Annotated in this window: 28 protein-coding genes; 11 read left to right on the top strand and 17 right to left on the bottom strand. The window is 37.2% G+C overall.

The features are described 5' to 3' along the window. Positions 1–7 precede the first annotated feature (7 nt). Both Sdiek1_RS04660 and Sdiek1_RS04665 read left to right on the top strand, forming a co-directional pair. Positions 8–928 carry a site-specific integrase gene (locus tag Sdiek1_RS04660; RefSeq protein WP_087438117.1) on the top strand — a complete coding sequence of 307 codons (921 nt, stop codon included), beginning with the start codon at positions 8–10 and terminating at the stop codon, positions 926–928. A 302-nt stretch (positions 929–1,230) separates the two neighbouring features. Beyond that, a complete protein-coding gene (locus Sdiek1_RS04665; RefSeq protein WP_087438118.1) occupies positions 1,231–1,497 on the top strand; it encodes a hypothetical protein in 267 nt (88 codons plus the stop codon). A gap of 164 nt (positions 1,498–1,661) precedes the next feature. Here the strand turns inward: Sdiek1_RS04665 and Sdiek1_RS04670 are convergent, their stop codons facing one another. The 7 genes from Sdiek1_RS04670 to Sdiek1_RS04695 form a co-directional block, all read right to left on the bottom strand. After that, positions 1,662–2,102, bottom strand: coding sequence for a hypothetical protein (locus Sdiek1_RS04670; RefSeq protein WP_087438119.1), 441 nt, complete (start codon positions 2,100–2,102; stop codon positions 1,662–1,664). An 85-nt stretch (positions 2,103–2,187) separates the two neighbouring features. Continuing rightward, positions 2,188–2,325 carry a hypothetical protein gene (locus tag Sdiek1_RS14825; protein ID WP_161491986.1) on the bottom strand — a complete coding sequence of 46 codons (138 nt, stop codon included), beginning with the start codon at positions 2,323–2,325 and terminating at the stop codon, positions 2,188–2,190. Between the two features lie 3 nt (positions 2,326–2,328). Then, a complete protein-coding gene (locus Sdiek1_RS04675; RefSeq protein WP_087438120.1) occupies positions 2,329–2,538 on the bottom strand; it encodes a hypothetical protein in 210 nt (69 codons plus the stop codon). 168 nt (positions 2,539–2,706) lie between these two features. Then, positions 2,707–2,937, bottom strand: coding sequence for a hypothetical protein (locus Sdiek1_RS04680; protein ID WP_087438121.1), 231 nt, complete (start codon positions 2,935–2,937; stop codon positions 2,707–2,709). Positions 2,938–2,948: 11 nt separating this feature from the next. Continuing rightward, positions 2,949–3,131 carry a hypothetical protein gene (locus tag Sdiek1_RS04685; RefSeq protein WP_087438122.1) on the bottom strand — a complete coding sequence of 61 codons (183 nt, stop codon included), beginning with the start codon at positions 3,129–3,131 and terminating at the stop codon, positions 2,949–2,951. Continuing rightward, the gene (locus tag Sdiek1_RS04690) at positions 3,128–3,406 is read right to left on the bottom strand and encodes a hypothetical protein (protein ID WP_087438123.1); all 279 of its coding nucleotides are present in this window, start codon (positions 3,404–3,406) and stop codon (positions 3,128–3,130) included. Before Sdiek1_RS04690 ends, Sdiek1_RS04685 begins: the two co-directional genes overlap by 4 nt. 17 nt (positions 3,407–3,423) lie before the next feature. After that, positions 3,424–3,846 carry a hypothetical protein gene (locus Sdiek1_RS04695; RefSeq protein ID WP_087438124.1) on the bottom strand — a complete coding sequence of 141 codons (423 nt, stop codon included), beginning with the start codon at positions 3,844–3,846 and terminating at the stop codon, positions 3,424–3,426. A gap of 139 nt (positions 3,847–3,985) precedes the next feature. Between Sdiek1_RS04695 and Sdiek1_RS04700 the strand changes: the two genes are divergently transcribed. Next, positions 3,986–4,228, top strand: a complete 243-nt coding sequence (locus Sdiek1_RS04700; protein ID WP_087438125.1) for a helix-turn-helix domain-containing protein — start codon at positions 3,986–3,988, stop codon at positions 4,226–4,228. Beyond that, entirely contained in the window at positions 4,212–4,487 is a 276-nt protein-coding gene (locus tag Sdiek1_RS04705; RefSeq protein ID WP_161491987.1) for a HigA family addiction module antitoxin, read from the top strand. Before Sdiek1_RS04700 ends, Sdiek1_RS04705 begins: the two co-directional genes overlap by 17 nt. 21 nt (positions 4,488–4,508) lie before the next feature. On the opposite strand, the gene Sdiek1_RS04710 is transcribed toward Sdiek1_RS04705, so the two are convergent. Then, positions 4,509–4,766, bottom strand: a complete 258-nt coding sequence (locus tag Sdiek1_RS04710) for a helix-turn-helix transcriptional regulator (RefSeq protein WP_087438127.1) — start codon at positions 4,764–4,766, stop codon at positions 4,509–4,511. A gap of 176 nt (positions 4,767–4,942) precedes the next feature. On the opposite strand from Sdiek1_RS04710, the gene Sdiek1_RS04715 reads away from it, so the two are divergent. The 7 genes from Sdiek1_RS04715 to Sdiek1_RS04745 all read left to right on the top strand — a co-directional run bounded on the left by Sdiek1_RS04715 (position 4,943) and on the right by Sdiek1_RS04745 (position 9,944). Beyond that, positions 4,943–5,968: an SHOCT domain-containing protein gene (locus Sdiek1_RS04715; protein WP_161491988.1), complete on the top strand. Its 1,026-nt coding sequence runs from the start codon at positions 4,943–4,945 to the stop codon at positions 5,966–5,968. 10 nt (positions 5,969–5,978) lie between these two features. Next, positions 5,979–6,578: a hypothetical protein gene (locus tag Sdiek1_RS04720; RefSeq protein ID WP_087438129.1), complete on the top strand. Its 600-nt coding sequence runs from the start codon at positions 5,979–5,981 to the stop codon at positions 6,576–6,578. A 3-nt stretch (positions 6,579–6,581) separates the two neighbouring features. Beyond that, complete coding sequence (gene traT / locus Sdiek1_RS04725; RefSeq protein ID WP_087438130.1) at positions 6,582–7,217, top strand: complement resistance protein TraT; 636 nt, start codon at positions 6,582–6,584, stop codon at positions 7,215–7,217. A 33-nt stretch (positions 7,218–7,250) separates the two neighbouring features. After that, positions 7,251–7,841, top strand: a complete 591-nt coding sequence (locus tag Sdiek1_RS04730) for a hypothetical protein (RefSeq protein WP_087438131.1) — start codon at positions 7,251–7,253, stop codon at positions 7,839–7,841. 442 nt (positions 7,842–8,283) lie between these two features. Further along, positions 8,284–9,051: a Rossmann-fold NAD(P)-binding domain-containing protein gene (locus tag Sdiek1_RS04735; protein WP_087438132.1), complete on the top strand. Its 768-nt coding sequence runs from the start codon at positions 8,284–8,286 to the stop codon at positions 9,049–9,051. A 69-nt stretch (positions 9,052–9,120) separates the two neighbouring features. Then, entirely contained in the window at positions 9,121–9,681 is a 561-nt protein-coding gene (locus Sdiek1_RS04740) for a ParA family protein (protein WP_087438133.1), read from the top strand. A 5-nt stretch (positions 9,682–9,686) separates the two neighbouring features. Next, on the top strand, positions 9,687–9,944 hold the full coding sequence (locus Sdiek1_RS04745; protein WP_087438134.1) for a hypothetical protein: 258 nt from the start codon (positions 9,687–9,689) through the stop codon (positions 9,942–9,944). A gap of 199 nt (positions 9,945–10,143) precedes the next feature. On the opposite strand, the gene Sdiek1_RS04750 is transcribed toward Sdiek1_RS04745, so the two are convergent. Genes Sdiek1_RS04750 through Sdiek1_RS04795 form a run of 9 tightly spaced genes read right to left on the bottom strand, consistent with a single transcriptional unit; the run spans position 10,144 to position 17,049 of the window. Further along, positions 10,144–10,614, bottom strand: a complete 471-nt coding sequence (locus Sdiek1_RS04750) for a nitrous oxide reductase accessory protein NosL (protein ID WP_087438135.1) — start codon at positions 10,612–10,614, stop codon at positions 10,144–10,146. Continuing rightward, positions 10,607–11,452 carry an ABC transporter permease gene (locus tag Sdiek1_RS04755; protein ID WP_087438136.1) on the bottom strand — a complete coding sequence of 282 codons (846 nt, stop codon included), beginning with the start codon at positions 11,450–11,452 and terminating at the stop codon, positions 10,607–10,609. The genes Sdiek1_RS04750 and Sdiek1_RS04755 overlap by 8 nt, the downstream gene beginning before the upstream one ends. A 1-nt stretch (position 11,453) precedes the next feature. Further along, positions 11,454–12,920, bottom strand: coding sequence for a hypothetical protein (locus tag Sdiek1_RS04765; protein WP_238099158.1), 1,467 nt, complete (start codon positions 12,918–12,920; stop codon positions 11,454–11,456). After that, positions 12,917–13,585 (bottom strand): ABC transporter ATP-binding protein, encoded by a 669-nt coding sequence (locus Sdiek1_RS04770; RefSeq protein ID WP_087438137.1) that lies wholly within the window; start codon positions 13,583–13,585, stop codon positions 12,917–12,919. Before Sdiek1_RS04770 ends, Sdiek1_RS04765 begins: the two co-directional genes overlap by 4 nt. Beyond that, a complete protein-coding gene (locus Sdiek1_RS04775) occupies positions 13,582–14,769 on the bottom strand; it encodes an ABC transporter permease (RefSeq protein WP_087438138.1) in 1,188 nt (395 codons plus the stop codon). The genes Sdiek1_RS04770 and Sdiek1_RS04775 overlap by 4 nt, the downstream gene beginning before the upstream one ends. Continuing rightward, entirely contained in the window at positions 14,759–15,076 is a 318-nt protein-coding gene (locus tag Sdiek1_RS04780) for a hypothetical protein (RefSeq protein ID WP_238099160.1), read from the bottom strand. Before Sdiek1_RS04780 ends, Sdiek1_RS04775 begins: the two co-directional genes overlap by 11 nt. Then, the gene (locus Sdiek1_RS04785; RefSeq protein WP_087438139.1) at positions 15,076–15,519 is read right to left on the bottom strand and encodes a hypothetical protein; all 444 of its coding nucleotides are present in this window, start codon (positions 15,517–15,519) and stop codon (positions 15,076–15,078) included. Before Sdiek1_RS04785 ends, Sdiek1_RS04780 begins: the two co-directional genes overlap by 1 nt. After that, on the bottom strand, positions 15,506–16,144 hold the full coding sequence (locus Sdiek1_RS04790) for an ATP-binding cassette domain-containing protein (protein WP_087438140.1): 639 nt from the start codon (positions 16,142–16,144) through the stop codon (positions 15,506–15,508). The genes Sdiek1_RS04785 and Sdiek1_RS04790 overlap by 14 nt, the downstream gene beginning before the upstream one ends. After that, positions 16,141–17,049 carry a NapH/MauN family ferredoxin-type protein gene (locus tag Sdiek1_RS04795; protein WP_087438141.1) on the bottom strand — a complete coding sequence of 303 codons (909 nt, stop codon included), beginning with the start codon at positions 17,047–17,049 and terminating at the stop codon, positions 16,141–16,143. The genes Sdiek1_RS04790 and Sdiek1_RS04795 overlap by 4 nt, the downstream gene beginning before the upstream one ends. Between the last annotated feature and the right edge of the window lie 14 nt (positions 17,050–17,063).

Genomic DNA, 17,063 nt, shown 5'->3' on the forward strand with positions numbered 1-17,063 from the left:
TTGCATCATGCGAGGCTCCGTCTATTATCAAAGTGCAGAACTCACTAAAGCTATCTTCTGCGAAGGCGCAACTAAATTAGAGCGCATTGATCCAACACATCCTCATTTCCAAATGGTTTCTTCATATCAAACAATGGAGAGTTACCGAAATATTTGGAATAACTTCTTTAATTACCTCAAAGAACACTGGCACATGAAAGACATGGAAGAGATCAGCTCTGAACATATAGTGGCTTACATGGATTATAAACTTGAGTACTATCCTTCAAAACAGTACCTTGAGAAAATCAGCGCAGCACTAGGCAAACTTGAAATTGCTCTTATATACTACACCAAAGCTAAATATGGACAAGGAAAAAACTATAATTTTTCTATTCGCCAATCCCGACTTAATAGCGCTAGAAACTTTGATTTGGTAGCTGATAATTATCACAATCGTGCCTATGCTGATCCTCTCTTACTCATCAATGCCCTCCAAGAAAACCCTTGGCATTATATTGCAGCACGCATCGAATACGAAGGTGGTGCAAGAGTAGAGGGATGTGCACTGATTAAAAAAGAGCAGTTACTTGGCTACAAAGAAGATCCTATCACGAAAGAGCAAAAAGGAGTCATCTTAACCAAAGAGAAGGGTGGCAAAGTAGGTGAGATACTCATCACTGAAAATACCTATCAACGCTTAGAATCGTGTATTGCACTTTATGATGTGTTTAAACTCAAACGAAGTGAATACTATCAATCGATCAAAAAAGCGTGCCAAACACTGAATATCCAAAGTGAAGGAACCCATGGACTACGTTGGAATTTTGCTAAAAGGAGAATGTTTGAATACGCGCAGGCTGGATATTCGTACGAACAATCGCTCCAAGGTGTTAGCAGGGAGATGAAGCACAATAGAGCGTATATTACAAAACATTATCTAAGCTGATTATTTTGTTTGATAAGTACACAAAATGAAGATATCTTTATAAATAAAAACCATTTGAAATAAATTGTATTTATTCATACGTACTTGATCCACATCACCTACAAATGTCTCCTTAGTATGGTAATATCGCGCTTTGAAAAGCATCTTGTCTTTGTTAGGACTTTCTTATGAAACAAGTATTACTTCTTACCTCTTTATTCTCCATCAGGTATTAACTTATTTCCAAAGATGAGTGAAGATAAAAAAGCACCAGTTTTGAGCTTACCAGAACCAAAAGAAATGAAATATTAAAAGGACAACCCATGACAAAAGATAAATTACTGTGTATTACACCCTTTGAGAATGAAGAAGAAATTATTACCATACAAGAACTCTCTATTGAAAATAGACTTGATAGAGTCTCTATAAATGGCTCTGTAGATATCACAAAAGACAAACAAGGCTTAGAGTATGCCTTTGCCCTTAAACGTCAAATAGACACCATTGTAGAGAAGTTAAAGCGCGAGGATTTACCTGAGAAGATTACGATTGAAAATGTAGCTAAAGTGGTGAAAAATCCATTTGAGTAAAATACGTAGTCATCATAAACAATAAAAGGGCCTAACGAGAGAGGAATATCTTTAGGCCCTGATTCTTCACATTTAACTATTAGATCTAGAGAAAGGGTAATAAGCAGTATAATTGCCTTAAGTAAACGATCAATAAACGTCGCCCTTTCTAGATTATATGTAATCTAGTGCTCTTCTTCCTTTCTCATATCATCCTTACGAGTATAAAGACTTTCTAAAAACTCATCATGATGAATTAAAGCTTTCCCTTTTTGATTTTCTAAACGCTCTACAATCAGTGCAACAAGTGCTTCATCTTCTAAATGGTTTTCAATGGTTTTAAGGCGTAAAAACTCAGTAATAGAAAGTATGGCAATGGTTGGCGTCTGCTCTTTGGTCATAAGTGCAAATTTACCCTTAGAGACTTCTTCCATTAGCTTTTCTACTCTTTTTAAATCAGAGTTCTCTTCAATGGATAAATACTTGTTTCCTTGAAACTCATATTCATCAAACGATGCCTTATTGGCTTCTTTTTTTTCTTGATACGTTTTACACACATAATATGTCCAAAATACCAGCCCAATGGCAATTACTATCTTAATCCATTCACTGATTTCTATTCCCATAAAATGACTCCTTTTCGTTTACGATGATTGTTGATGCTAAACTCTGTGCACTCTCTTACGTTTCGTTAACGGTGGATTCTTCCATCTATTTAGTATGATAACTACGACTAAAATGGGTGAATGCCTTATGTATTAATGCAGATACACCGCACTTGAGTATTCTGGCAGTACGTTGCATCTCTTGTCTCTCTTTGAGACTCATAATGATATGTATACGTTTCATAGATCAATCCTTCTTCTTTCCAAAGAGTGTATACGCCTCAAATGCAATCTTGGCAATCACCTCTTTAGGAAGATGTAACTCTTGGCTTAGCTCCTCTAAGAGTGTTTGTGCTTTTAACGAAAGCTTCGATTCATCCAAACAAAACTCATTGCTTGCTTTAATCTTCTTCGTAAGCTTCTCTAACTTCTGATCCATAGGTTGCTTTTTAGCCATGTGTGAGCCTTTTAACATAAAGACGAACAGCTTGAAACAAAGAAGCTCTTTGTATATAAGCTTCCGAAAAAGGTATGAACGTTAAATGCTTACTTCTTAGACTTCGTATCTTTATAATGTGTTGTCCATTAGGACTATAGGTATATGATTGTTGTTTCATCTCATCTCCTAAAACCAACGATTCAGCCACTGCTGAAACCAAGGTGACTGACGAAAGTAGTCAAGGAGTCCAGCGAGGAGGGCAAAGAGAACCAATAACCCTAACAAAGCAAGTTCCGTGTTACTGATCCCTTTATGATAAAGAAGATAAGCCCCTAAGAGTAAAAAGAGTGAATAGCCATATTTCACTGTTTCACTTTTTCTTGGAGAAGGAAGTGTCATTCTAGTACTATGTGTCATGCCATACTCCTTTAACTTAACAATGCAAGATAGAGCATAATAAGAACACCAAGAACAATCAATCCTAATCCATACGTCTTTAATGCAACACTCACTCTAAAACTCTTGGCATCAAACATCACAGGAAGCTTTAGCATCAGAATCATCATTAAACAGGCAATCAGTACATAAGAGTAGTTTGTATGCTGATTCATAGCTCATCCTTCATCTTTTTACAGACTTCCTCTGCAACATCTCGTGCAAAGAGTTTCTGCTCAACGCTCTTGATCTCTAAACACAGAGGTCTAATCCAAAGATACAGTGCTAGTGCAATGCATGCAATGACACAGCCCATAATGAGAAGGTCACTGGTAAAAAGATTCGAATCCCCCAGCGGGATTCGAACACCTTCCTCAGTTGGAGATACTGTTTGAGCAGTAGTGGTTGTATTATTTTCATGGTTGTGTTTGAGAAGAATATAAGATGACATAGTGTTCTTCTCCTTACTTAATCATGACTATTGATACAATAGGTTGGTTTACTTTCTGAAAACAGAGCCAACAGTCCTAATACAATAAGAGCACCAACAACCGCAAGTACTGAGAGAATGCCTATTTGAAACAAAGAACCCAGAAGTCCTATTGTCCAAGAGCTCTTTTTACAATTGTGATAGATGATCCAACCTAGTCCTATCATTCCAAAGGTTATGAGTAAAATACCATTGAGAATATCTCCACCACTTTCTTGCGCACTTAGAAACCATCTAATCCCAAAGTAGAGTAATCCATCACATAAACCAATCAGAAGATAGTTACTCCAATCAAAGAACTTATAACGATAGGTTCTATAGACATACCCATCAAACTTTTCCACTAAGAACCAAATTAACCCTAATCCTAATACCCCACCGATAAATGCTAAAACGCTCATGTTCGTATCCTCTTATTCTTTTTAGATACGAAAATTATAGAAAAAGAGAGAAGAAAAAGCAAATCAAAGAATATTTTAAAACATATCTATATATAATTAAATATATTTCAATAAATACATAAAAGAAGGAAAAAGTCAAGTGGAGAAAATCTATCAACGAGAGCGACTGAACACCCTTTTTAAACACGCAGGGATTAGTAAAAAAGAGTTTGCAACCCTATTAAATATAAATTATCAAAGTGTCAATGCGTGGGAATCAACTCAACCCGCTCCTTATTGGGCATGGTCATGGTTAGAGAATTATGCAAAGGCTAGGTTCTTTGATAAGATGATGGAATTAGGTCAAGCATTACATGGGAGTTATGATGAAAATGATGCATAGAGAACCTACTCATCCTGGTGTCTTTTTAGAAGAGGATTATTTTAAACCTCTTGGATTGACGCATGAAGAGGCTGCAAAGCTTTTAGGGATAGATATCTCTATGTTAGAAGCTTTACTCCAAAAAGAGCTCAGAGTATCTCAAGAGTTGGCTATGCGTTTGGAAAGAGTCTTTAAGACAGAGTGGGAGTTCTGGGTGAATGCGCAAAGGGCCTATGATGTTTGGAGGCAGAATCAAATCAATACAAACACTAAAGTGTAACAATTAACAACTTTGAGTGATCTATACTTCTTTAAACAGCTCTTCAATACTGACATCAAATAATTTAGAGAGTCTAAACAGATGTGAGATATTAAAATGCTTTCCATGCGCATAGTTTTCCATATTGGCATAAAAACCAGGCGCTTTTTGCCCAATAGAGAGTGCAACTTCGAGTTGACTCATCTTTTTTTCTTTACGAAGACGCTTCACATTATTCGAAATGATTCTAAAAAACGCATCTTCCTCTTCTTCGGTAACAATATTCGGAATATTTAACATTTTTATCCCTATAGATAATTTTTCTATAAGGTTAGTTTGATTATAGTTTTCCTTCAATCCTCTATAGAGATGCTTTCTATAGGAATATATTTAAAACCATACAGTTTGGTGAAAATATGACGCCTAAAGTAGACAGTAAAAAGAGATTGATCATTTTAAGACACAAAAGGATGGCTATGAAGTATTGGGGGCATGTTATTTCATTAAGTATGGCAGTTATATTAAGTGGTTGTGCATCATCGTATTCTGATAGTGGCACCTTTATTCCAAGTCCTAAGGACGTTGGAAATATGTTATCTAAAAAAGAGACTCCGCAAGAGTTGATTGCTAAAAGTCAAGATAAGGAATTAACAAAAACCTTCGTAGAGGGTAAATTCACAAAAGTGACTAGTATTAATGCACTGCCTTATGGATTATCCTTAGAGTGTAAACGCTTGTATGAAACCGATAGTTTTATTTATCTGAGTAAATCACGTCAATTTTATAGAGATCTAGCCGCTAATTTTTTACAAGATGATGTTGCAAAAGCCTATATTGATACCATTCAAAAAAGAGGCAATGGATATAGTATTTATAACGGGGAGGGTAATCAAGCACTTCTAAAAGCTTATGTGGGTGGAGCCCTTAAAGAAAACACTAAAACTGAAATCTATATGTACGATTCTGACTTTGCCATTGTTGAGTATAACAAAGCTGGTGAGAAAGTCAGTGCCTTAATCAGGCAAGCACGCATTGAACCAAGTCAATTAGGTTCAGCAATGGGACATAATGATCCAGCCGTGACCATTCATCAAAATATTTTCGTACTCTTTGAGGGAGAAATGAAAAAAGTTGCACTAAATTTAAACAATGCCACCTTGCAAAACAACCTCTATAAGAGTGTTGGATTAGATACACCTGTTAGCGCTTCATCCCAAGCATCAACACCATCTTCCACTTCCAAAGCCGATAAGATTAAAGAGTTACATGAACTCTATAAATCAGGAGCGCTCAGCGAAGAGGAGTATAACAAAGAGAAAACCAAAATACTCAACAATGATGCAAAACCAACTGCTTCAACATCAACCACTCCTTCAAACCCTTATGTTGGAACACCTATGGAAGCAATGCTCGTTCAAAAGTTCAATCAACAAAACGGTACCAATTTTAGCAGTATGAAAGAGATTCAAGAGTACGCCATTGCTAAAAAGCAACAACAGTAGAAGGGATGATATGCCTATTTTAAAGAAAATTTCTATGGTTCTTTTGAGTATAAATTGTCTTTTTGTCTTCTCTGGTTGCGCCAGTAAGCCACAAATGAGTATTGATTACGGGAAGGATCGGATAGTAAGAAATGATACCATTGGTCGTGTTATCATTGTTCAAGGCAAAGAGACATGGCGTTCTCCAAGCGATGGTTATAATAAAGCTACAAGAAATATACATCTATTACAAAATTCAGCCAATGCGACTCTGGATTCTGGGTATAACTATTTTTCATTCACTTATCCTCAAGAGTTGAGTCCAGATGGTTCTTTTAGTATGGTAAATACAGCGGAAGAATACATTCAAAATTGTGCTCCCAATGGTGCTTTTATTCTTACAATAGGCCATCGTAACTGTGGCTTAACAACGGATAACCAAATTGTAACGGCGGTTATTTTTGCATATAAAGAAGCCCCAAAAACATTTTTGGTTTATGATGCAAAAGAGGTTAAGGAATATTTAGTTAAAAACAATCATTATAGAGAAGACGGATATCAAAAAGTAGAAGCATTGCCAGACTATTATATTCAGCAGATTCCACAACTATATAGCTTGCTTAGGTGGTAACAAATGTTGAGATTACGATTATTTTTTAGTATCTTATATGGTGTATTACTTTTACAAGGTTGTGCCACAAGTACACTGCAAACTCAAGCAAAGATGACACGCATCATCTCTCTAAACCCTGATCAGCTTAAAGATAAAAGTGTTTATCTACGAGTCACAGGAACACAAGCGAGTAAGATTGAATTAGAAGCACCTTTGAAAAAAGCCTTACAAGATCGAGGTGTTAGGATTGTGGATAATGCCGATGAAGCGCGGTTCTATTTACATGTCAACACGCTCTTTGCAGATAACCTCAAAGAAGCAGCAAGATTAGATGTGGCACTCTTTGGTGGTGTTGCAGCGGGTGCTATTGCTACTGTGAATAACAGTGGAGGTGATAGTCTTCTTATAGGAGTTGGTGTTGCCCTTGCTATGGGTGTTGCAGATCGTGCATTAGCGGATGAAACTTATAGGGCAGTGATTAGTGTGAATCTTAAAGAGAGAATCACGCAAGAGGAGAGTAAGGAACCATGGAGTCATACTAAAGAAGATGAGACACGTCTTTTTATAGAGGCAGTACGAATGGGTCTGAATCTTGAAGATGCTAAACCTATCATGGAAGATAAAGCAGTCTATCAGATTGCAGAAATATTTAAATAATCACAACAGATAAAATCAAATAAAGGATCTCAAATGTTTTCTAAATCACTTTTCGTTTCAGGAAGTCTAAGTCTACTAGCAGTATTAACCCTCAGTGGATGCGGTGGTGCTCCCTATGCAGCAGGACTCAGTCAAGAATTACCCATGCCCAATGATGTTCCTGGTAAAATCTTCTATGTAGAGGGAAAAGAAGCATGGCGTTCCCCATCTGGTGGATACAATGCAAAAACCAGAAATATCCATATTTTGCAAAATACAGCTGATCTAACTTTGAGTGAAGGGTATCGTTACTTCTCGTTTGAAAGACCCGTGGAACTTAGTAACTTTGATGGGAGTATGATCAATACTGCCAAAGAGTTTATTGATAAATGTACACCTTCAGAAGGACAGATATTAGATATTGGTAATGCCAGGTGTGGTCTTAATGGAACCACTGTAAAAGCAAGTGTACTGTTTGTTGCATTTAAAGAAGCTCCTAAAACCATTCTCTCTTATGATGCTAAGGAAGTAAAAGCCTACTTACAAGAGAATAAGCTTTACCGTGAAGATAGTTATGAAGTCAATGAGGCTGAAGTCACAAAATTCTTATCAAAACAGACAAAAATACCACAAAAGAAACAGTGATTTAAAAAGTATTAACTTCTCATTGAGGTATGGTTTAGGCTAAGAGCCTATACTTTCACTTGTAACACACATACCTCCTTTCTGTAAATAACCTACCAATTTTTTTAAGATCAACGCTCGGATTGCCCGGTTCGAGCGTTTTTTTTGTATAGCACAATCTCAAGCATTCATCTTTTGTCAGGTGAAGGGTTAAAATGGTAGATATCTTTTAAGCTATGTCCATTATTTAGGTTTCTAACAAAACTATACATGCCAAAAGTGCACCTCGTTTGACATATACTCAACAAAACATAATAACAAGAAGATATTTATGAATAAATATCTCTTTTCAATCATTTATCAATGGTTAACCAATTTGGCTTATACTCTTAGTACTCATTTGATTAGATGTAATATATTGTAAAGGCTCTTTTTAGTAGAAAGAGCCTTAAGGCTATGGATTATGAAAATTCTTTCTATTTTAGGTGCTGGTTGGTTAGGACTAGAACTTGCTCACACACTTAAAGACGACTATGCTATCAAACTCGCTGCTCGTAATGAAGAAGTACAACAAATGCATATGGACTTAGGCTTTGAATCTTATGTCTTAACGGAAAATATGTATGATAACCTTGATGCATTACTTTCATGTGAGTATCTTTTTATCAACTATCCTCCATCAAAATTTAATGATTATCTTCATTTTATAAAGAGACTCTCTCAACACCCATTTTTTTCAACCATTGAGAAAATATTTTTTGTGAGTTCAACGTCTATTTATCCCAAAGCTCCTAGCGTTTATAATGAAAATAGTGAGATATCATCTTCATCAAATCCATTATATTATGAAGCAGAAAAGAGTCTTCATGGAAAAGCACATGTTGTTTTTCGATGTGCAGGATTAATGGGAGTAGGTCGTCTTGCTGCTAAATACTATTCCAACAAACCTGTTACGGATGGAAAGAGCCGCGTGAATCATGTTCATCGAATTGATGTCATTCGAGCTGTTATATTTGCGATAGATCATAACCTTGGAGGAATTTTCAATCTATGCGCACCCTTGCATCCTACAAAAGAAGAACTTTATCGCTATCAGTGTGAGCAGTGTCAGTTGGTCCCTCCATTTTTTATAGACAGTGCAGAGTCTAAGCAACGCATTATTGAAGGTTGTAAGCTTGAAGACCTTGGATTTGAATACCTTCATAAAAATCCGATGGGGTTTATGGGTTAATACCTTGTAAAAAATATACTATTTAACTATAATATAACCTTTAAATAGCGTTATTTAAAGGTTATATATATGATTATTTCAGTTATTAATAAAAAAGGTGGCGTTGGTAAAACACCCATTGCATTTTCTTTGGCTAAAGACTTAGGTTATTATCTCCAATCCAATGACAACTCAGTCATTGAGTCCATTTATCCTGATATGGCGAAGATATCATCAAGTCCTGAGATCATTGATAACTGTGTATATGATTTTGGAGGATTTGTTTCTGCTGGAGTACTTCCTATTTTAAAAGCAAGTTCGGTTGTTCTAATACCAACCTCTAATGATTATAATTCCATTCTAAGAACCGTAGAAACTATTGAAGAGATACAGCTTTACAATAGCAATCTTTTAATCATTGTCACTAAAACAGAAAAAGAGAGTGATTTTCAAGCAGTGAAAGATGCTATCTCTACTCATTTTGAGAATTTAGAGTTTTTCGAATTGAGACTTTCAAAAGCATTCAAAAATACTATTGAAACAGGACTTAGTATCACAGAGCTTTATAACGAGACACCACTTTCAAAATGTGCTTATAAAACTGTCTTTCAACAATACAAATCTATTCTTGATCTCTTCAAAGGAGAATAAGCATCATGGCAGAGAAAAAATCAATTGATTCTATTTTAGGAAAAGCAAAATCATCTGTCACATCAACCTTTGCAGAGAGTGAACGTAAAAAAGGTGGACGTCCTAGAAAACCAGAAAGTGAACATGCTAAAGAGAATCGCTATGCTGTTTACTTTAGCCCTAGTGAGCTTGCTATTGTTGAGTCGGCTGCAAATAGCTATGGTATGACCGTTGGAAAGTTTATCAAAATGGCGATAGTTAGAATGGCAAAGCTAGATAAATAAAATATAACAGTTTTGTAACGCTATAAAACTGTTATAAAATTAGTATTAATTATTTAATTCTTCAAATGGATTTACACATGGTTTTGTAAAAGCCTAAACAAAGGGAATTGTTTCAAAAATATATCTCTTTTTAGGCTTTGTTTGAATTTTACTTATAAGAAATTATAAAACGAGAGATGGATTGGCTCTCGTTTTATAACTAGCGCAATTTATCATTTAGAAGATTAATCAGTCCATTAGAGACTTGTGAAAAATCAAGAACCCTTCTTCCTTCGTATTTTTTAGCAAATTTTTCTGCTTTCTCTTTGCTTGCAAAAGCAGGTAAGTCATCTCCTGCAGGACTTGTCTTTTGACTTCCATAGACATAGAATGCTTCGCGTGCAGAAATTTTTTCTAATGTGTCATAATCGGTGACATTCATGCGCATATCGTCATTTTGTTTTACTTGGTATTCTGGCCAACGTGAAGGTTCAAAATAAAATTCAAACATAGATTTTGGGCTTGAAAAATAGATAATATCACCACTTCTCACTTGAATCGTTGCTGCCCATTCGGGTGCTTGATAGACTTTTACTTTTCTAATAAGACAGGTTGCATCTTTCGAAATTTCCATTTTAGCTCCAAAAAGAGCGCCTACTGCTAAAGCAATAATCAATAGTTTTTTAATCATTTTTTTCTCCTAGACTAAATCTGTTTTTTTTAAATATATTAAATCCAAAGAATGCAAAACCTACGCCTAAAAGAATAGGGTATAGAATAGAAAATAGAATAAAAATAGAAAGGTGAATGTTATCCAAAATATAAAAGGCAACAGGTCCCATCACCGTTAGTTCTGGGTCAAAAAGGCTGATCGCCGCAACTCTAAAAATCTCCATTGGATTGATGAGTGAAATTGCAATGATAATTTCTTCACTCAAACGGTGTTGCATCATAAGGCTAATTAGAGCAATGTCGATAAATGCGAGTAGAACAATCCAGACAAAAAATGAAAGACCCAATGCGACTTCTGAAGATTTTACAACAGAAGATATCAAGAATGATATACCTAAGAAAGCGGCACTAAGGGCAAAAAGAAGACCCGAATAGAGTAGAAAAATACTCCAAGGTATCGCGGCCCCTTTGATTGTTCCAATCACTAATGCAAGAATCATCGCAAAGAAAACAGGTAAAAAGACGGTTGTAAATCTTCCAATAATCTTTCCCCAATAGTATTGCGATAAAGATATAGGAAATGAAAGCATATACTCTAATATATGATTGTCTCTATCTCCTGAAATGGAACGCACGGTGGTAATAAGAATAAAAATAGGGAGTATAACAATCGTGACTTGGATATACATCAATAGCAGTCGACTAAGCCCACTAAATCCCATCACTTGCGATTCCGTAACACCTGCAATGAAAAAGAGGGCAATAAGACCTCCAAAAACCAATGTATAAACAATAAACCAACGTGCTCTTACTGATTCTTTGACATCCAGAAAAGCAATTAACAACAAATTTTTCATATCAATTTCCTAATAGTTTTTTTCGTATTTTAGGGTCGCTCATATTTTCGCCTCTGAGCATGCGAAGGCGCATTTCATTAAAGTCGATCATGCCTTCTTTTGGACTCTCATATGCCCCAAAGCCATAATGCATGGGTGTCTCATCATTGATCGCATAAGAGGCTTTAAACGCATCAATGTAATGGTTTGTGTCATTACTGTACACCCACATCGTAACACTTTGTGGTTCAATCTTTTGCTCTTTGAGCCATAAAATAGCACACCCAATATCATCAAAGAAGTGTGTCTTAGCATCCTGTGTGATCACTTGAGCCGTGTGTTTCTTCCCCACAAGGTACATATGACACTCAGGGCATTGAATCGTGTTGTCCTTAAATTCTAAGGCGACTTTGGCACTATTGGCTCTATCGGTTGGCAATTGATGCTTTACATGTAAAAACCAAAAGAGCCCTGCTAATGCTAGCAAAGGTAGTAAAATAAGCACAACCATCATCACTTTATTTTTCACAACCATACTCCATTTTTGACGTAATAGATTAAAGGATAAGACGAAATTATTAAAAGGTAGATCATATTTAAATTCACCGAAGCTTTCATCAAAGAGAGTTGAGTCTTCTTGGTCAGTAGCGCTAAAAATACCTCCACCCATGCCATAAAACGTTCCTGCAAATAAAAGCGTGTAAAGCACATACCCCACATAATAATAATCCCTCTGCAAAAGGCAAAACGGACAACGATGAGTGGGAAGTTCATACACATACGGACTAAAAAAGACAATCAATGCAATGATCGAAAAAATTAAAAACATACCATTGGCAAAAATCATCAAAGGCATATGTTTTAACCAAAAAGCAAACACAATCAGTCCAAAGAAGCCATAGAAAAGCCAAACCCATAAGGAAGCATCGACCGCAAATAACAAAGAGATGTATGAACTGCTTGAGGCAGAAAACAGGGTGCCACAACAGCTAACGATCTTACTGATATTCAGCCCTGCAAAAAACGCTATCTCCAACCCAATCTCTGCAAAGAGAGGAGCCGAGAAAAGAACAAACAGGATAAATTTGAGCTTGGTAAAAGGTAGTTTCTCATCATGAATATCAGCAGAGTGAAGCAATAGCCAAAAGCCAAAGAGATACAGATTTAAAAGTTTAAACAACGTCAAATACAACCCAAAGTCCACTGAATTGACCACACCACTTGCACACATAGCACCAGTAATGATGGTGGAGAGCTTATCGCAGGTATAGATGAAAAAAGCAAACAGAGGCAGTTTGAGCATAAAAATGTATTTGATAATGGTCGAAACCAAAGCGCTCTGTTTGGAAAGCGTGTATTGAAGGGGTGTGGTCGCTTGATTATCCCATTTGAAGGCAATACGAAAGCCAATCACCAAGGCAATCACCCCAAAGAAGAGAAAAATGGCATCCAAAATAAGCAGTGCGATAATCTCAGGCGTTAAACTCATACGATAATCTCGCCATTATGTATTTCAATGATCTTATCCACAAATCCCAGATCAAAGAAGAGTGGATCATGGGTTGCAATAAGTAGGGTCACACCTTTTTCTTTAAGGATTGCAAGCTCATCAATGAGAGCACGTGAAAGTTTTTCATCCAGATTAGCGGTTGGCTCATCGGCTAAGACGATTAACGGATCGTTGATCAAAGCACGGGCAATGGCGACACGTTGTTGCTCACCTCCTGAGAGGCGATTGACCCGCATCTTTGCTTTATGCGCTATGCCACACTGCTCCATCACGGCTTTAGCTTTCATCTCCAATACATGTAAAGGAAGATTCTCAGGAATCAAAGGCGTCATAACATTCTCAAGAACACTGAGATGGACTATGAGGTGATACTTTTGGAAGATAAATCCGATTTTCTGGCGACGAATGGCGGCACTAAAATGCTCAGGGAGTTTGGAAATCTCTTTACCATCCACACGTACTTCGCCTTGACTGGGTTGCATCAGTCCTGCGATTAAAGAGAGCAGTGTGCTCTTACCACTACCACTGGGTCCCTTGAGTACCACACACTCCCCACGCTTTACATGTAAAGATATATTGGCAAGGGCAGGAATGCTCTCATCGCCTTGAATAAAGCTTTTACTCACCGCTTCAAGCACGATCATCGCATCACCTCCTCAGCATCTAAACTGGAAGCTCGCCATGCTGGAATCAGGGTTGCTGCAATGTAAATAGGCACAGAGAGTAAAAAGAGTAAAACGAACATCGAGCTATCTACACTAAAGGGAAGTACGAACGAAGGTTTGAGTTCGGAGTAACCCATAAAAACATTGCGTAACAGGGGTGCTTGCATGCCATAGACGTAAAAAAGAGAGAATGCAATGCCGACTAAAAAAGCACCCATAGCGAGTGTAAAGCTCTCGTAAAACTTCTCTTTCAAGATGTCGTCACTGCTCCAGCCAATCGCTTTTAAAATGCCGATTTCCTTTTTCTCTTCTGAACTCAAGCCACTGGTTTTATCGTAGATAATGATAAAAAAGGCAAAGGCACAGACACTAAAGAGGGAGAGGAAGAAACCACTTTTATAATCAAAAAGATTCTGGTAACTGACTCTAATGTCATCTTGGGTAATGGCACGCAGATCAGGGAAGCGTTCAGTGATTTTTTGCACAATGGTGGGGATCTCTTTGACATTGGCTACTTTAACCACAATGTCCGTGGCTTTGCTCTCATCCATACCGAAAATGGCGTACGCAAGCTTTTTAGGTACAAGGATAAGATCATTGGATTCTAAGGTGAGATCTGAGTTAAAAATACCTGCAATGGAAACCTTTTGCCATTTTCCCTCACTGGTGACAAAGTTAAAAAAGTCGGTGTAGTAATTCTCACTCAAGACTTTCTTTACCCCAGCTCCGATGATCATTGCATGTTCGCTCTCAAGCAGTTTGGGATCAAACTGCTGTGTGAGTTTCGAAAGTGTTTGGGAGTATTGCTCTTCATACGCATCAATGCCAACCACCGAGAAATTCACACCTGCGGGTTTAAAGTAGTAATATCCCCAAATGCGAGGCGTCATAGAGCTGATACCTTCGATATCCAAAAGGGCATCCACACGACTGATGGGTACATCACTCTGTTTCCCTGCAATAAAGCGTTGCAAGGTAATCTGCGGTAAGGTTTTAAGGGTTGTGTTTAGTTCCAGTTTAATGGCATCGGCGATCATCAACACCGAAGAGAGTAAGAAGATGAGCAGACTTAAGATCAAAAAGATGAAAAAGCTCTTACCTGCACGACGAAGGAGCGAGCGAATGGCGTAATCTAGCAATAAAAAATTGAGTTTAAAAGACACGTTCAATCCTCGAAGGCTGAGCGTTAGGGGCATAGTGGTAGACAAACGTGGAGGGGAAATACTCTAACAGTTCAGGGGACTCATTAAAATAAGAGAAAACATCACTCAGACTTCGGTGACGCACATAGTGCGCTTCACTGACTAAGGCAAGGTCTGGAAGTCCTACCAAAGCAACCAATTCTTTTTTACATGTAATCATGGAGGGGGTAAGTCCTTGTGCGGTGGAGAAGTATAATAGCTGTGCCATTATCGTGACGCAAAGCGTGATAAATAGTGTTAACATAAGATGACTATTGAGGTGCATCATCATTTTCCTATTTTAATCACTCTTTTGGAAACTTCTTCAAAGTCAATAATCTCTTGAGCTTCTTTAATGTCTTCTTTAACGACATGAGCACCAAAACCGTACGCCATTGGTGTTACATTTAAAACATCGTAAAATGCTTTTCGTGCATCTATCCATGCGCCTGTTTTGGCATCATTCACCCAGATAATAGCGTGTTCTTTCCACTCAATCTTATTTCCTTGAAACCATAAAATAGCACAGCCGATATCATCAAAGAGATAGTATTTGCCATTGCTGGGATTAATAACTTGGGCAGAGAACTTACGATCACTTAAAACCATTTTGCATCGTTCACACATATCGCGATCCCAATGAATTTTCTTGGGGCTCAAGTCTATTTTTGTGTCGCATCCAAGCATGAGAATCATCACGAGAAAAAGAATAAGTGCATTAAACTTTTTCATCGGTCAGTACCTTTCCTAAATCCATATAAATTTGTCGATTGACAAGTTCTTTCATCTCATCAAGGCGGTGCGTGACGAACAAGGAAATTTTAGAGCGTTTTTCATTTTTAAGAAGGCGATAGAAGTTATCTCGCGCTTTTGGATCAAGATTGGCGGTTGGTTCATCGTAAATGATAATATCACTTTGGCGTGCTAAGCTGATGGCTATCAGCATTTTTTGTTTCATTCCCCCACTGAGTTTGAAAAATGATTTGTTTAAATTGGGCTCGATATCGAGCTCCATCTCTTTTGCAAAATGGATGATAGCTTCCTTCTCAACATGGGTGCTTTTGCACGCATAACTCATCAGCTCATCAAGGTTTAATTTGATTGGCGGAGGAAGTTGGGGCACAAAACTAATATTTTGCAATACATGAATTCTCTCTTTGATCGGATCCAGTCCATTAATCAGAACAGTGCCATTGTTGGGGTGGTAATAGCCTAATATGAGTCTAATTAACGTTGTCTTTCCTGCTCCATTAGGACCCATTAACGCAACACAATCATCATTGTGTAACGTTAATGTCAAATCATCTAATGAGAGAACGTTTCCAAATTTCTTGCTAACATTGCGAATTTCTATCATAAAAGACTCTTTAATCTAAAAGTATAATGCAATGCATCGGCATGGCACACATCAATACAACGTCCACATAACGTACAGTCTCCACTGGCAACAATTTCTTTTTTAATGCCCAGTTCTTCGCGTTGTTGATCGTATTTTGCTTTTGTAATCTCTAAAACTTGATTTTCAAAGCAAACATCATGGCAAACCATGCAGTGGTCACAACTATCATTCCATTCTACTCTTGAGGCACTCACAACGCCAACAAAGCCATAGGTTGTTCCAATAGGACAGACATATTTACACCATGCGCGTCTCGCGAAAAAAACTTCAATTAAAAAGACCGTAATAACCCAAACAAGAGCCACACTCCAGCCATAGGCTATAAAGCGACTCAAAATTCCCACAACATTAAAGAGTTCAAAGACTAAATACCCACTGGTAAAGGCAAGAGCTAAAAAAATTCCCCAAAAAATATACTTGATACGATAATCAAAAATTCTCTCTTTAATGATTTTTTTTTGAACTAAGATACTATGTAACTTCTCACCAATTTCACTGAGCAAACCATAAGGGCATACCCACGAACAATACGTCCTTCCTCCGATGAGTAAATAGACAGTCAAAATACTCACCGTTCCAATAATCATATTGATTGGCATATGATAGGTTGCCGCAAACATTTCTAATGTCGTAAAAACGTCAATCAGATGAAAGCCTAAAAAACGTGACCCATTCAGCGTTCCTTCAAGAATTTGAATGTCAATTTTAAAGGATAAAAAGAACAGAAGATGAATACTAATAATAACAATCCATCGTATAGCTCGGATACTGAGTGTTTTTTTACCATCTTTTGATTCATTAATAAATGTCGAGAAAAACGATGTCTTTTCAATCGTTTTTCGCTCTTCGTATTTACTACTCACGTGATGTCCTTTGG

It is taken from the genome of Sulfurospirillum diekertiae (assembly GCF_002162315.1).
In the GTDB taxonomy this organism is placed as follows: Bacteria; Campylobacterota; Campylobacteria; order Campylobacterales; family Sulfurospirillaceae; genus Sulfurospirillum.